The sequence below is a fragment of the Bradyrhizobium sp. sBnM-33 genome (assembly GCF_032917945.1).
Lineage (GTDB): Bacteria > Pseudomonadota > Alphaproteobacteria > Rhizobiales > Xanthobacteraceae > Bradyrhizobium.
Genome location: NZ_CP136624.1, coordinates 2,762,004 through 2,777,616 on the forward strand (window position 1 = coordinate 2,762,004; position 15,613 = coordinate 2,777,616).

Sequence of the window (15,613 nt, forward strand, 5' to 3'; positions counted from 1 at the left end):
TCGGTAAGGTAAACTCACAGAAACCTACTTACACATTCTTTTGACAGCCTCTGGGCGCATCAGGAGCGGCACTCACCGAACCTGTGGTGAGCTGCCCTGAGACGATTTCGCGCTGGACCATAGCCGCTCGATTTGCCGGCTCTCGATGAGAATAGCCGGCGCGCTCTTTTGTCCAACCAGCACAACCAGCGCTTACCGCGCGTGAGGCCCGTGTAGGCGATGAGTCTTCTTGAGTATCCTGAAGTTGCTGCATGGCGACGGACACCAAAGACGGGTATTCTGACCCACTGGCAAATCCGGTCTCGCTTCGCATGATCTATCTTCTTCGGACCAGTCTACATAAAGTCATCGTCGTCCCAATCCGGCATGGTATCTGGGGCACGCTGGGCCCCCCTGGTTTCACTGCCGTCACTGGGTTCAGCTTTAGAAAGATACAATTGAGGCTTGTTTTTCCGCTGCCATTCGCCGTCATCATTCTTCGTCCACTTGTCGGAATGCCGGGTAGGGTCAAGCACCATCATCGAGTCACTCACCTCAACAAAACCCAACGCCGCTGCGCGGGCTTTCGCGTCGTCGTTGACAGCATGAGAGAGGAGCAAAGGCCGTTCGCCGTCGAGCCGAAGCTGATGTTCCAACAGAATATCGCCTGCGTTCTCGACAAGGGGATGAGTAACCCGAAAATCCACCGTGGATGTGAGTTCGGTCCGTCCGGGAAACTGTTCCCGCCAGCGCGCGCGTGCCTTTTCCTCTTTGAACACATCACTCATGCTAGCTCCGCCTTCCGTTCGCAGAAGTCCAACACTCTTGTTGCCTAGCTGATAGCTGAAATAGCGTGCGTTTTCCGAACCAGATTTCCTGCCGTGGTCATAAGCAACTTGTGCCGTGCGTTCGGCTTTCGAGGATATGGGAAGCGAGTATCGCTGTGGTTTCGCGGCGATATGCTGGATTTCATCGCCAAAACAGTCCTTCACGTTCTCCTCGAATGAAGACCTTGTGATCTCCACCACAGGAGGTCGCCGAACGAGGGAGTACGAGGGTGTTGCTCCCGAAGACGAGCTAGCGCTCGGCGCCGCTATGTGCATCCCAGCAAACATGTCCGCAAAGCGCTGGCTGTCTGCATCAGATTGCGTGTGGTTGGTGGCGGATTGTCTCATTTCATCAGTGTCGGAAGCACCGGGTAAGCTATTGATTCGGCCATACATGGTGATTGGGTTTCCTATCCGTGAAGTATTCTCCCACTGAGTTCAGACTCGTCGGGCACCGCGAATTTGATAGTCAGCCCAGCTGACGACGAGCTGACGCGCAGGCGCTAAGCGTGTACGATCCGGCGTTCTACGCGAAGGCCACGCTATGGCGAACGGGCCAGCGCACCCGGCTCGTGCGAAAGCGGTTGCAGGCTGGCGTTTCCAGTATCGGCATTCCCAGCAAGTGCGAGCGATAGGCCGAGATTGTTGCGCAACATCTGATTGCCTGGGGCCGCTGCGAGAGCCTCGCGATATAGCGCTTGTGCTTCATCATGACGCCCCTCGGCGTCGAGGACCACCCCTTTTGCATTCAGGGCACGCAAATTACCAGGAACTGTAAGCAAGATCTTGTCGGCTACCTCAAGTGCTTCGCCCGCGCGTTTCTGTGCCAGAAGGGCCTGCGTAAGCGAGATTGCCGCATCGACATTGTCTGGCTTTTGCTTCAGAGCCTCACGCAAACTCTCCTCGTCGGAAACCCGCAGGAGGGCGTGTGCAATGCGCTCGCGCATAGCAGGATCGATGTCCTTGGCGCCCAGCAACTCTGGCCGCGGCGTCTCTTGAACTGAGCTAGCTTGCTGATCCAGACTGGCGCAACCACCAAGCACAAGAGTGGCGAATAAAGCGAGGAGAGTAAAGCCCGAGGGCGGATGGAACGCATACAATCGAGCAGCGAACCTTGTTGTAGGTGAATTCATGCCATCCTCTCACGACCGACTGCTGCACTCTGTTAGCCGTTTGTGGCATGCAGGTTGCGTTGTTCTCCTGCCGGAGCTTTTTCCTTGGGACCTGTAAGCTTGAGCGACCCCACCGGCTGGACCGTGAAATCGGAGGCGAGATCCTGATAAGACAGAACAGGAAGATCGAACCCGTTGCGGGTGAGAAAGCCGCGGACGAAGCGCCTGATATCCAGCGAACTCAGGATGACGGGCTGGCTCTGACCTGGTGGCATGCCTGAATGAATCTGGCGCAGTTGCGACAGCAACATCTCGCTATGCCGGTCCTCCAGCGCGAGGTACGGCCCGACGGCGGTCTCTCGGACCGCACTGCGAATCACATCCTCAGTTTCACGTTCGACGATAAAGGCGGGCAGAACACGGTGAGCGTTGGCATGGCGATAGCAGATTTGCCGTCTTAGGCCGGAGCGGACATATTCGGTGAGCAGGACGGCGTTCTGCTCGCGTTCGCTCCATTCGGCGAACGCTTCCAAGACCAGCCGGGTGTTACGAATCGGGATGCCCTCGTCGAGCAGGCGACGCAGGACATCGGCGATCCGGGGAACTGGAGTCGTGCGTAGCACTTCCTTCACCAGGTCGGCATATTCCTGCTCCATCCGGGCGAGCAATTGTCGCGTCTCTTGAATGCCTACCAAGCGCTGCGCATATCGCGTCAGTACGGAACTGACGCGCAGGGCTATGATTTCGCTCGGACGGTGATGCCCGATCCCGGCCGCTTTGAGAGCCGGTGCATGGCTCTGTTCGATCCAGATCCGGTCGGTGTCTGGATCTTGCCGATGCGGGATGCCGCTCAATTCAATGTTCGCTCGGTCGTCGGTGAGCGCGAGCTGCGTCGGATCCACCCGATCCCGTTCAACCGGTACTCCTTCCACATCTAGCCTAAACTCGGATTGGGCCAAACGTTGATCGACCTGGACTGGAATGCGGGGAATCGTGATGCCAAGATCGGCTGAGACCAGTGCCGAAATGCGAGCGATGTGCTGCTCAACTTCCTCTCTGTCAATCGCGTTTACCAGGTTAGGTGCAAAGAATACCGCGACCGGAAGCGCCTCCGCAGGTATGGTTTGCCGTTGAGCCTGCGCTGGATTTGAAGTCGGAGTACTAACGTTAGCGCTCGTCTTGGAGCCCGTGTTCGCGCCTTGCACACCGCCTTTGACATAGCTCGTCCCGGCAAAAAGTGCGGCCAGCATGAGAAACGGGGGCAAAGGGAAACCTGGTATGAGCCCCATGAGAAGTAAGACGCCGGCCGCTAGCCGCAGTGCCTGGGTACTGGCCGTGAGTTGGTTGATGATATCGGCACCAAGCTTGAGCTTGGAAGGCCCATTCACACGTGTGACGATGGTTGCGGCCGTAACCGACAGCAGGAGCGCCGGAATCTGAGAAATCAACGCATCGCCGATGGTGAGCAGCGTATATTGGTGCAACGCCTCATCGACGGACATGCCCTTGGAGAGCAGTCCGATGCTGATTCCTCCCAGCATGTTGATGCAAATGACTATGAGTCCGGCAATGGCATCCCCTTTCACGAACTTCATGGCGCCATCCATCGCACCGTGAAGTTGGCTTTCTCGCTCCAGTGAGGCTCGCCGGCTGCGTGCCTCGTGCTGATCGATATGACCGTTGCGTAGCTCCGCGTCGATAGCCATCTGCTTGCCCGGCAGAGCGTCGAGCGTGAATCGTGCCGAGACTTCAGCAACGCGCTCGGCGCCCTTGGCGAGAACCATGAACTGCACCATGGTCACGATCAAAAATATAACAATGCCGACCGCGATGTTCCCTGATATCACGAACTCACCGAAGGTGTGAATGATGCTGCCGGCGTCTCCTTCAGCGAGAATCAGCCGGGTTGTCGCGATGGTCAGCGCCAGACGAAAAACGGTAGAGATCAGGATGACGCCGGGCAAGGACGAGAAATCCAGTGGCGTACTGAGATACAGTGCAACCATCAGCAGCAATACGGCAAAACCCAGATTGAAGCCGATCAGCATGTCGACCACGACGATCGGCATCGGCATGATCATCATTGCGATTGCCAGAAGCAGCATGAACGCGACCATGAAATCCGGGTGGAATGGCGCGCGCACGATAAGCTTACGAAGGAGGTTTGCCATGGAGACGATTCTTATTGTTGTTCCGTTGGGGCTGTCCTGCCACGCAGGGACACATAGTCTTGGAAGACTGCCCGCGCCTCGTCCATACGGCCGGCCCGTCGTAGCGCGTGACTGCGGAGAAGCGTCAAAGGCAGACGCGAAGAGGGCTCGTCATCAAGCGTGTCTAGTCTATCCAGCACGGCAAGTGCTTCATTGCCAAAGCCCTCCGAGATGAGAGCATAGGTAAGAATGCGAAGCAGGTCGACGTCTTGCGAATCGTCATGGGCAATGAGCCGCAACAGAGCGAGAGCTTGTGCGCTCTGTCCACACGCAAGGTGGACGAAGGATATTGCGCAGACCAAATCACGCTCCTGCCCTGAGATTGGCAAGACATCGCCGGTTTTGGAAGCATCGGCCGGCGGCGGTGGACTGGCGAACTGCGCTCCGCCCGAGTCGATCATGCTAGCCCCCAATCAAACTGTTCTGGTTCTGCCGGAGCAGGATGAGCCGCCGGAGCTCCTGCTGCAGGGCTTCGGTCCCTTCACGCGCCGCCGAAGCCTCCGGTTCGGCGCATAGCCTATCGGCCAAGCGCTCGAGAAGAACACCATGCTTCTCTGCTCGCAGCACGTCCGGGTCACGCAGGCGTGGTGTCACGAAGGAGAGCAGGCCAGTTGCGAGATTGCGGCCATAAAGTGAAGCGAGTGCTGCACGGGGATCGATCTCAGCTATCCGTACGCGCCTCTCGTTGAGACTGACGCGCGAGACGGCATTGATATCGTTTACCTCAAGCGCGGCCTCGATTGGCAGATCCGGCGCCTCGGTATCCGGCCAAACCGACCCGTGCCTCTTCTCGCCACCGCCATCGGTGCCATGGATCCCTAAATTATGGACTTGAGGGAGGGCCGGCTTGTTCGCTGGCTCATGGTCGTGCGTGTTGAGCCTTTGCGAAGAGGTGCCAAGTCCGACAGGATGCTGGGGCAGCTTGGTCATGACGTTCTCCTTTCCTGCGGCGGTGGAGCTCTAATAGGGAAGAGCAGCAAGCCGTCCATTCCGGCTGAGCAGTACGCGTCCCGTCTCGATACGATCGACCGTCCATCCATCGTTCAACAGCGCGCCCACGAAGTACTTTTGGCCACCAATAAGAAGATAGGGGTGGGCTCCGCGCCACACCGCCTGGACAGCAATTGAGGAGGGCGGCTTATCCTCCTTCACGACCACTCCATTTACGAGTGTCAGCGATCCGTTCGTATGCTGATCGAACCATTGCTGAACCTTCTGCCATCTACTGACTGACGCAGGCGTCACGGTGCCCTCGGCGCTGACCACACCTGGCCCAGGACCGATCTTGATATTGAGAAGTCCCGCTTTGTTGACCTCCTCTTGCAGCTGTTCGGCGGCCGCATGGAGGGGGCGATCATCAGGACCGTTGAGCGTCAGCTTCGGTGGAAATGCGGCGACAGGGGGCGCATCGGGGCTCAGTGCACCGGCACTGCCGTCAAAGAGGAAGCTGACTGCAAGAGTGGCGATCCCGACAGAGCTCAGCAAGACCAAGGCGGCTGCTATTATCGAGACACGCGACAGGCCGATTGATCCTTGCTCCGAATCCTGTGTGCAGCGAATGGACATCGTGCCCGCATGAACGACGGCAGGAAGAGAAATAACAACCCGCTTGCCTACGGCAATATCTCCGTTTCCTTCTATGCTGACTCCGGCTGCTAGAGCCTCGATCTCCATCGAATCGTGCAGGGGGGTGAGACGGAAGTGATTCGGCTCGAGCCCCTGGTCGACGAAGACGATATCGGCATCGAGGCCACTTCCGATAAGGCTCGTTCCGACGGGCGCTTCACCGGTCACCCCGGAATAGAGCCCTGATAGCACTTCGAAATCAACGGAGGCCGGTTCGTTCACGGAGAGGCTCCCTGAGCAACGAGAAGCCGTACGGCGTTGCCGTACGGCTGGTTCCGAATTCGTCAGGCTGTAGAGAGCATCCAGCACGCGAAAAAAGCGGCCGTGAGCCCCTCTTGCAGCGCTAACTCACGCGCTCGTCGGCAACCTTCTTTTCGGACGAGAGCTCAGTCGTAATTCTGCGCATCACGATGCTATTGGCCTGAGCTTCTTTGCTAACACGCTCGAGCTCGGCGAGCTGCGCCGCGAAATCGCCAGCCCCGGTTTGCTGATTCGTAGGGACTTCAGACGGAGTGGGGAAACGGCCAACGGGAGAAACCATATCGACTCACCTTTCTGTTTGGAAGTTACTGCTACTGATGACCTGCCTCACGCCTAACCAACTGGCGTGACGACGGCAGGAAATGAAATCATTACATGCGCGCCTGGCGGGCCATTCAAGAGAGTCAATTCGCCGTTGCCGTGGTTACACTGGGGGGTGCTTCCTGCGGCAGGGCCATTGTCCTTGGCGACCTTGTCAGCATCAGCCTTCTCAGGCTCCAAGCTGTGAATAACCTTCTCGAAGGCTTGGTCGAGTACTCCACCGACAGCGGAACCAATTGCCGCTCCCGACGGTCCACCGAGCCATCCACCAGCCGCGCTTCCGATCATTTCTCCAATCATCGCATTCTCCTGTGTTCATCTCCACTAAGATCAATAGACGACTCGTCGCCTAGAGATCAGCGCTCTCATCCTAAGAGGATTACCTTTCGAGAAGCTGACGAGTCTCAGAAAGGCCGCGGAATGAGTCGTGGTGGCCCAACTTTTTCTCTCACGGAAATGTGTCGGTTCTCTAAGGCACCGAAAGACCGCCTGGAGCATTCACGCGAGAGGCTCGGCCGACGTTCTTTAGAGAGCGTGGACGCTTGCTGGCCGCGCGTCCCAAGATGTCGTTGTTCCGACGCCCATCACGAAGAGCGATTCGTCGCGATCACATGCTCTCAACATTCAGATGATCCGAAAGCTGATGTGCTGGTGGGCGATTATCTTATCGTCAGCTTTTCGACAGGTACTCAGGATAAACTTCCTGCGACTTGGATGCGCTCGACGTGAGAGGCCCGCATTGCCGAAGGCAAGGGTAAGAGAAGTGGTCCGCCGATCAAGGCTGTTGTCACCTGCAACAAGAAACGCGAGGGCGGCCTGCTGCTGGTCATGACGTGGGATTGGTTTTTGAATGGCCTCGGCGCAACGTGCCAAGTTGATTGTGCGGGTGGTCCTCGCAGTCTGTCGCTTCCTTCAATGCAATAGGAGTGAATGAAAATGGCGTATCTTCCCGTGGTGGGCGGCTTCAATCCGGCGGTAGGGCTAGTGCCTGAAGGCGTGCCCGCCGCTCCAATGTTCAACGTGGTGATGGGGCAGTACGCCGGCACTGCCGGCGTCCCGGTTGGGGCCTACCAGTACCTGCCGGTAAATGGTCCGGCCGTCGTCGCTCACGCCGTACGCAGTCGGGCCCACGTTTCCGTTCTCGCCCTGCCGCCGCCTCCTTCGTTCGCGCCGGTCGCGCAGAACCAAAGCTCGTCGTCCTCAATTGATCCGGTGTGGACGCATGAGGTCCATGACGGCAAGGCCACGATCCACCTTGGCGATAAGTATACAATCACGGCGGACGAGAAGGACGGGACCTGGACTGTCCGCAATAACGAGACCGGGCATGTCACGAAGATCCACGGCGATCCTCACTTCGATGCTGATGGGGACGGGAAGGACGATTTCGATTTCAAGAAGGGCATGACCCTGAAACTCGATGATGGTACGAAGATCACCGTGGATACGGCCGACTACGGCAACGGCAAGAGCATTTCATCGAAGCTCACCATCACGAATGGCAGCAACGCCATGGTTGTCGAGGGCCTCGGTGACGACAAGGATGGTGCCAACAATCTGAAGGTGACGCAGTCTAATGCTGGCCTCACTCTCGATGAGCTGACAGCCGATGGTTCACAAACGATCCATGAGCAAGGTCAGGGTTGGGTCGACGGCGCCGGGCGTGAGGTGGACCAGGCGAGTATCGATGCTGGTGAAGAGGGGCGCGCCCCGGGCGCCGGCTCCCAATCCCAGTACACTCCTCCGCCGCTCGCTACTCCATTGTACTACTACACGCCAGTTTTCGTTCCTCCTCCCCCGCCTGCGTCGATGACCCCAGTTGCGGTGAACCAGAGCCCGCCACCTAAAACTAATCCGGTGTGGTCGCATGAGGTCCATGACGGCAAGGCAACGATACACCTTGGCGACAAGTATACAATCACGGCCGACGAGAAGGACGGCACCTGGAGTGTTCGCAACAAAGAAACCGGCCATGTCTCGAAGATTCATGGCGACCCTCATGTCGATGCTAATGGAGACGGCAAGGACGACTTTGATTTCAAGAAAGGCATGACCCTGCAACTCGATGATGGCACGAAGATCACCGTGGATACGGTCGACTACGGCAAGGGAACCATTTCGTCCAAGCTCACCATCACGAATGGCGACAACGCTATGGTTGTCGAGGGACTCGGTGACAAGAGGGACGGTGCCAACAATCTGAAGGTGACGCAGTCCAATGCTGGCCGAACCCTCGATCAGCTTACGGCGGATGGTGCACAGACGATATATGAGCAAGGTCAAGGGTGGGTCGATAGGTCCGGATGGCGGGTCAACCAGGCGAGCATTGACGCCAATGAGCGGGCTGCCGGGTAAGGCCGATCTGAGCACAGTTCAAAATAACGGGAGCGGGCGCTGTCGCCCGCTCTCCCATGCTCCTCAGCGCGAGTGCGCAGGGAAGCGCCTCGCTTCGGGATACTCATGCGTATTCCGCGCTCTCACGCTATCGATGATCTGGCTGTCATATCTCTGCCGGTAACAGTCTGCAACGAAGGCACGACTGGACGAGTGGGGGCGTCTCAACCAGCGAGAGTTGGTCCAACCTCAAGTCGACGATGCACAGGATTCTACCAGTAGTTCCATTGCAAGGTCGATTGATTGACAAGAGGGCCTCGGCGGCCGGATGCGCTATGGCGGCGAACGCCAGGCGGCAGGAATGCGCGATTTATCGGGTTTACGGCCAAGAGCGACGCGCCGAGTCGTTAGGCGCGTCCAGCCGCTACGCAGCGCGCGAGGAGAGGAAGATCCTGTTCGGTCTCTCACCCGTATAAGACACCTTATGACGTGCAAGTTTGTAAATGCGCGATTGCCTGAAGCGAGGCGCGTCCGTTAGGTATGTGAGCCAGACGTCTTGGGCTACCGAGATGCGGATGACCGGAGTGGCCCGGAGCGACAAGAACCCTAAGGACTGTCACGCCAAGCTTACCGCAACCGATCAGAACGATCAGACACTATTGTGGTGCGGATCCTCCAGCTGCGGAGAAGCTCCTCTCCTTTCTCTCTTCTCACCGTTGCTTGGATGTGCCGTGTGCCGCTCGTTGTTCCCGACTCGACGGGGCGGAGTCAAACATCCTCTTCTGTGTCGTCCATGACAGAGTCTAGATCGGCCTGCGCATCGCTGACAATTCGCATTGCGATCATGCCAAGTGCCGATTCGAAAGCTTTGCGTTGTTGCGCGGCCTGCGAGTTGGCGTCATCGGCCCCTTCGGTTCCGTCAAAATTCGCACCGTTATTGCTTCCCGTTGCTCCGATATCGGGTGCACCTGCGTTCATGTTCGTAACACCGCCTGTAGATAACCACTCTCTCATCCTAGCAACGTTAGCTTTCGAGAAGCTGACGAGGCTCAGTGCGTTTCATGATGAGCCATTGGAGACCACATCGATGCTTCCGTCAGGTGAGGCGTCGGGGTCTGCCAAAGAAGAGCTAGGTGTTTAGTCCCGAGCTTTGATGGTGCATTCTTATCGCACGATTCGAAGGATGCGCTATGGGACAAGTTTTACACGGCTGCGCCACCACGACGGAGGCAGTCCGTCGAGCAATACAGAATAGTCAAGAGAGCCTGAGGGCGCTCGCCAAGCGCTACGGGATCAACCAGAAGACCGTCGCGAAGTGGAAGGAGCGCGAGACTGTCGCCGATCTCCCGACAGGCCCGAAGGAAGCCAAATCGACCGTGCTTTCCATCGAGGAGGAGGCGATCATCGTCGCTTTCCGGCGGCATACGCTATTGCCGCTCGATGATTGCCTCTATGCGCTCCAGCCGACCATCCCGCATCTGACGCGATCATCCCTGCATCGCTGTCTCCAGCGCCACGGCATCAGCCGATTGCCGGAGGTCGAAGGCAGCAAGCCTCCGAAGAAAAAGTTCAAGGCTTACCCGATCGGTTATTTCCACATCGACATTGCTGAGCTCCAGACCGCTGAAGGCAAGCTCTACCTCTACGTCGCCATCGATCGCACCAGCAAGTTCGCCTTCGTGCAACTGGTCAGGAAGACGGGAAGGACCTCCGCCGCGGCCTTCCTCGAAGCTCTGATTGCGGCTGTCCCCTACAAGATCCACACGGTTCTCACCGACAATGGGATCCAGTTCACTTTCCCGCCGCGCTACGCAGACGGCCCGACGGCAAGATACGTGACACATATGTTCGATATGCGCTGCCAAGAGAATGGCATCGAACATCGGCTAACCAAGATCAAGCATCCCTGGACCAATGGCCAGGTCGAGCGCATGAACCGCACGATCAAGGAAGCGACCGTCCAACGCTACCATTACGATCGACACGATCAGCTCGAAGCACACCTTGCCGACTTCATTAACGCCTACAACTGCGCTCGGCGGCTGAAGACCCTGAAGGGTCTCACGCCCTACGAATACATCTGCAAATGCTGGACTTCCCAGCCAGAACGATTCAAACTTAATCCGCTCCAGAAAATGCCGGGACTAAACACCTAGTGCTGGCCGGAGAAGAGTTTGAGGTGGGGCAAGACGGTCTCGGTGGACGCTAGCACGCCGGCAATCCGAAAAGCCTGTTTCGTTTAGAAGAGCTCCTCCTGCAGGACGGCAGCTCTCGGCAGTGGCCGCCAAGAGGGTGCGTCCGAATTGGCTGAGGCGCTCAAGCACCTACGTAAGTTGTGGGGGAAGAAGACGATGGCGGCCGACACGCTGCGTGAACCGGTGGAGCACGGTCGGGCAAAGAATGAACTACGTGATCGTCATCATTGCCGGAGCCAATAGTTTGTGATGCCGAGGAGGGACGTGAAACTCGATGCAATCCGAGCACCTGATCTCGCAGGTCGCTAAAGTAGCGCTTGAACGGCGCAGCGGCTGGTGCTGGAGGGCGAGCTGATTGAACTCAAGGTGCGGTGCGAGGTGCAGGACAAAATTCGCCGGGCCTGAAACCTTCCACATGATCTTGTCGCGTATACGCTAGGACATTTCGGGTCATTCGGATCGAAGAAATGGCAAGATCGTCAAAGCTCGTCGCGTCGAAGCGCGGCCGGGTACTCCTGGTGCGGCGGCGCCGCGACAAGCTTTGTATGTCTCCTGGCGGGCGCCGGCGCGGCCACGAAACGGCGGAGCAGTGCCTCTGGCGCGAGATCAAGGCGCCATTATGTGGCGTCGCAGGATTTAGGCAAGCGCGAGGCGGCGAGTTATTGTGCGTTTTCGTGTGCAACGTCGTGTTCGCAACATGTTGGCGGATACCAAACAAGTGCGGCTTTGGCTTTCGGAAGAGAAAGCACGCGCCACGCTTCGTTTTGCGTCCAGCTGCCCGCGCAGCGGTCCGTGCGCGGGAGCATTAGGCGCGATTGGCCCGGCTTTTGCTCCCTTGTTTGCCAACGGCGTGCGGCTCTCTGCTTTGTCGGGATCGGCCGTTGCAGAATGTGTATCTCGATGTGACCAAAGGCGATGCCATGAAGAATTGGAGTTCCGTGACAACCAAGGTGCTAGGCACGGCCACTGTTGCAATGGCCTTGACGACACCCACCGCGCTGGCGGTCGAATACAAAGTCGAATACAAAAGGGATAATAGCAGCAATCCTAGCCTCCGGGACGTTCCTGAAAACAGCAGCGTGCTTACCCAGATCACAGTCACCTCGGAACGACCAGCAAGCTTCACGCTTGCGAACGGCCTGCAGGTGGTGGTGATCCCCGATCATCGCAACCCGGTCGTGACTCATATGATTTGGTATAAGGTCGGCTCCGCCGATGAGACGCCGGGCAAATCGGGGCTTGCGCATTTCTTCGAACACTTGATGAAAAAGGGCACAGCGAAGCATCCGCCCGGCGAGTTCTCCCAGACCGTGCTGCGCGTCGGCGGCAACCAGAACGCCTTCACCTCGATGGACTACACCAGCTATTACCAACGCGTGCCGCGCGAGCAGCTGACGAAGATGATGGAATTTGAGGCCGACCGCATGACCGGTCTCGTTCTCCAAGATGAGGACGTGCTGTCCGAACGCGATGTTGTGCTCGAAGAATTCAACATGCGCGTCGCCAACAATCCCGATGCGCGGCTCACCGAGCAGATGATGGCGGCGCTTTACCTCAACCACCCCTACGGCCGCCCCATTATCGGCTGGCGGCAGGAGATCGAAAAGCTCGACCGCGAGGACGCGCTCGCCTTCTACAGGCGCTTCTACACGCCGAGTAACGCGATCCTGATCATCGCCGGCGACGTCGATCCCAAGGACATCCGCACGATGGTGGAGAAAAATTTTGGCGACATCCCTGCAGATCCTTTGATTCCTGCAAAACGCCTGCGGCCGCAGGAGCCGACGGCGGCGGCCCCGCGCACGGTGACGTTATCCGATCCGCGAGTCGAGCAGCCGACCCTACACCGCTATTATCTCGTGCCGTCGGCTCACACCGCGGCCGCCGGCGAGAGTCCTGCGCTTGACGTGCTCGCGCGATTGATGGGCGGCGGCGCCAATTCCCATCTCTATCGTTCGCTGGTGATCGACAAGCAGCTCGCGAGCAGCACGGGCGCGAACTACCAGCGCACCTCGCTCGATCCCTCGCGATTCATGATCTCTGTCACGCCGAAACCTGGTGTCGAATTCGCCCAGATCGAGGACGCGATCGACAAGGTGATCGCCGACCTCGCGCAAAATCCCGCGCGCGCCGAGGATCTCGAGCGCGTCAAGACCCAATTGATTGCGGAAGCCATCTACGCCCAGGATGACCAGGCGACGCTTGCGGGCTGGTATGGAAGCGCGCTCACCACCGGGCTCAGCGTTGACGATATCCGAAGCTGGCCGGACCGCATCCGGGGCGTCACCCCCGAGCAGGTGCGCGAGGCCGCGCAAACATGGCTCGACAAGAAACGCTCGGTGACCGGCTATCTGATCAAGGATTCTGCGCACAAACGCGAGGAGAAGCGCTCGTGACCTGTTCCTTCACACGGCGTGCCGTCCTCGGTGGAGCCTCGCTCGCGATCGCGACGCCCGGCTCTGCACCATCGCTTGCCGCCACGAAAGTTCAGCGCCTGGTCTCCCCCGGCGGCATCGAAGCCTGGTTCATGCACGACGCCACCGTCCCGCTGATCGCGATGGAATGCGCCTTCGGCGGCGGAGCGACCCAGGACCCCAACGACAAGCCCGGTGTCGGCCACATGGTTGCCGGCCTGCTCGATGAAGGGTCCGGCGATCTCGACTTCAAGACCTTTCACGAGCGGCTCGACCGCCGCGCCATTGAGCTGAGCTTTGACTCGACTCGCGATCAGTTTCGCGGCTCCTTGCGCATGCTCAAGGACAACAGGGACGAGGCCTTCGACCTGCTGCGAATGGCGCTGACCTCGCCGCGTCTCGATGCGGCCGATGTCGAACGGATCCGTACCGCGGTGCTCGCGAAGCTTCGGCGTGACTCCACGAATCCTTCAACGCTCGCCAATCGCAAGTTCCTTGAAGTCGCCTTTAACGATCATCCTTATGCTCGCCAGGCCGGAGGCACGGTCGAGAGCGTGCCGAAAATCGACGTCGCCGATCTGAAGGACTATGTCCGCCGCGTGATCGCGAAGGACACGCTCAAGATCGCGATGGTCGGTGACCTCGATCCAGAGAGCCTCGGAAAATTGCTCGACAAGGCCTTTGGCAGCCTGCCGGCCAAGGCGGAGTTGACACAGGTAGCCGACGTGGTCGCGGCAAAGCCGCCGCAGCGCGTCTTCATTCCGCTCGACGTGCCGCAGACCGTCGTGACCTTCGGCGGTCCCGGCGTCCGCCGCAGCGAGCCGGATTTCATGGCGGCCTATGTCGTCAACCACATCCTCGGCGGATTCGGACTATCGTCGCGGCTGTTCCGCGAAGTCCGCGACAAGCGCGGGCTCGCCTATTCCGTCCATGAGACGCTCTTGTGGATGGATCATTCCGCACTGTTCGTCGGCAATACCGGCACCCGCGCCGATCGCGCCGGCGAGACGGTGGAAGAGATCGAAAAGCAGGTTCGTCGCATGGCTGAGGAAGGCCCGACCCAGCAGGAACTCGATAATGCCAAGTCGTACCTGAAGGGCTCGCAGATGTTGGCGCTCGATACCTCGTCAAAGCTTGCGCGGGCGCTGCTGCAGTATCAGCTCGATAAGCTGCCGATCGACTATATCGAGAAGCACAGCGCGCTCGTCGATGCGGTGACGCTGGAGGATGCCAGGAAGGCGGCGCAGCGGCTGTGGGGCCGGGGTCTGCTCAGCGTCATCGTCGGCCGCTCCCCACCGGCCCCAGCCCAGTCGACCATCGCGCCATCGGCCACGACGCCGCCGCCAGCGGCAGTACAGCCAGGCGCCGCGCCATCCGCCGCAACGCCGGCAACACCCAATTAATTTTGTATTCGTGAGGTGACATGCGCTCTGAACTTCTTTTTTGCGGCCGAGACAGCTGCGGTCGCGGCAAGCGATGCCGTCAATGCGACGGAACGTACGCAGGAGGTGTTTTCAAAAACCTCTGCCGGTTGAGAACCGGAAGCTTGCGGGGATATCTGCGTCGTCTCAGCCAGGATGTCCTGGCCGCGCCGACTGCCTGACCAGATCTCTTAAAGTGACACATAATTAATTGACCGCGTACAATCATCTTGGCGCGAGGCCAACATAGCCAAGATAATCGACGCCGGCACAAAAGGGACACCGCCAAGTGCTCCTGCCATCGGCGGCATCCCAAAGGTCCGTTTTAGCGGGGAGGGCATGGCTCTGCCGCAAGCTGGGCTGTGGAAACGCCTACCCGGTGGGGGAATCCTCACCCGAGTATCCAGGCCAGAGGCTAGGGTCAAGCGACGGGTTGAGACGAACAAAATCCTCTTCTCGCCATTCGGCTGTGTGGGGCACACCTAGGATAGAGAAAGTTGTCGGTGAGTCCTTGCTCGGCATGAGTCCGACGGTTCTTAGCATGTTGAGCTGGGCGTTCGATGCCGTTTGGGGACAGAAGACCCAGTACTCGTAGGCGCGACGTCCGTTTTCCATGACGAAGTTTCCGAGTTCCAGTGGCGCATCCCCCGTGGACGACGATGGCCCGGCTTGTGATGGCGCGGCATGCGATGGCCCGGCCTGTAACAGCCTGGGTTCGAGCTCCTCCCAAACCGGGTCCTTATCGGGGGCTTCCGCGAGCGACTGAGCAGGCGGCTGCTGCGAGCTGGGCTGCAGAAACCGGTCGCCGGCGGCCGAGGATGGCTCGGCTTGCATTGGACCGGGTTCGACATTCTGCCAAATCAGATCCTGATCGAAATCTGGGGCTTCCGCCAGCGATTGAGCAATCGTCTGC

General features: G+C 58.8%; 12 protein-coding genes and 1 pseudogene. 5 read left to right on the forward strand and 8 right to left on the reverse strand.

Going from position 1 to position 15,613, the window contains the following annotated elements:
- Positions 1-335: 335 nt before the first annotated feature.
- From RX328_RS12735 to RX328_RS12765, 7 genes are all read right to left on the reverse strand, one after another.
- Entirely contained in the window at positions 336-1,202 is an 867-nt protein-coding gene (locus RX328_RS12735) for an Effector protein NopP (protein WP_249727168.1), read from the reverse strand.
- Between the two features lie 146 nt (positions 1,203-1,348).
- Positions 1,349-1,939 (reverse strand): tetratricopeptide repeat protein, encoded by a 591-nt coding sequence (locus RX328_RS12740; protein ID WP_213256163.1) that lies wholly within the window; start codon positions 1,937-1,939, stop codon positions 1,349-1,351.
- Between the two features lie 32 nt (positions 1,940-1,971).
- The gene (gene sctV, locus RX328_RS12745; RefSeq protein WP_213256165.1) at positions 1,972-4,089 is read right to left on the reverse strand and encodes a type III secretion system export apparatus subunit SctV; all 2,118 of its coding nucleotides are present in this window, start codon (positions 4,087-4,089) and stop codon (positions 1,972-1,974) included.
- 11 nt (positions 4,090-4,100) lie between these two features.
- The gene (locus tag RX328_RS12750) at positions 4,101-4,529 is read right to left on the reverse strand and encodes a hypothetical protein (RefSeq protein ID WP_057850262.1); all 429 of its coding nucleotides are present in this window, start codon (positions 4,527-4,529) and stop codon (positions 4,101-4,103) included.
- A 1-nt stretch (position 4,530) separates the two neighbouring features.
- Positions 4,531-5,058, reverse strand: a complete 528-nt coding sequence (locus RX328_RS12755) for a hypothetical protein (protein WP_108522972.1) — start codon at positions 5,056-5,058, stop codon at positions 4,531-4,533.
- Positions 5,059-5,088: 30 nt separating this feature from the next.
- Positions 5,089-5,976, reverse strand: a complete 888-nt coding sequence (locus RX328_RS12760) for a hypothetical protein (protein ID WP_213256167.1) — start codon at positions 5,974-5,976, stop codon at positions 5,089-5,091.
- 372 nt (positions 5,977-6,348) lie between these two features.
- Complete coding sequence (locus tag RX328_RS12765) at positions 6,349-6,636, reverse strand: hypothetical protein (protein WP_108522969.1); 288 nt, start codon at positions 6,634-6,636, stop codon at positions 6,349-6,351.
- A gap of 636 nt (positions 6,637-7,272) precedes the next feature.
- On the opposite strand from RX328_RS12765, the gene RX328_RS12770 reads away from it, so the two are divergent.
- Entirely contained in the window at positions 7,273-8,691 is a 1,419-nt protein-coding gene (locus RX328_RS12770) for a DUF1521 domain-containing protein (protein ID WP_213256169.1), read from the forward strand.
- Between the two features lie 747 nt (positions 8,692-9,438).
- On the opposite strand, the gene RX328_RS12775 is transcribed toward RX328_RS12770, so the two are convergent.
- On the reverse strand, positions 9,439-9,648 hold the full coding sequence (locus RX328_RS12775; RefSeq protein WP_108522968.1) for a hypothetical protein: 210 nt from the start codon (positions 9,646-9,648) through the stop codon (positions 9,439-9,441).
- 212 nt (positions 9,649-9,860) lie between these two features.
- Between RX328_RS12775 and RX328_RS12780 the strand changes: the two genes are divergently transcribed.
- The 4 genes and pseudogenes from RX328_RS12780 (at position 9,861) to RX328_RS12795 (ending at position 14,682) form a co-directional block, all read left to right on the forward strand.
- A complete protein-coding gene (locus RX328_RS12780) occupies positions 9,861-10,826 on the forward strand; it encodes an IS481 family transposase (protein WP_317258655.1) in 966 nt (321 codons plus the stop codon).
- 506 nt (positions 10,827-11,332) lie between these two features.
- Positions 11,333-11,485, forward strand: a pseudogene (locus RX328_RS12785) (NUDIX domain-containing protein); the annotation flags it as partial.
- A gap of 300 nt (positions 11,486-11,785) precedes the next feature.
- Complete coding sequence (locus RX328_RS12790) at positions 11,786-13,261, forward strand: M16 family metallopeptidase (protein ID WP_249727016.1); 1,476 nt, start codon at positions 11,786-11,788, stop codon at positions 13,259-13,261.
- Positions 13,258-14,682, forward strand: coding sequence for a pitrilysin family protein (locus RX328_RS12795; protein ID WP_312018101.1), 1,425 nt, complete (start codon positions 13,258-13,260; stop codon positions 14,680-14,682). The genes RX328_RS12790 and RX328_RS12795 overlap by 4 nt, the downstream gene beginning before the upstream one ends.
- Positions 14,683-15,613: the final 931 nt, after the last annotated feature.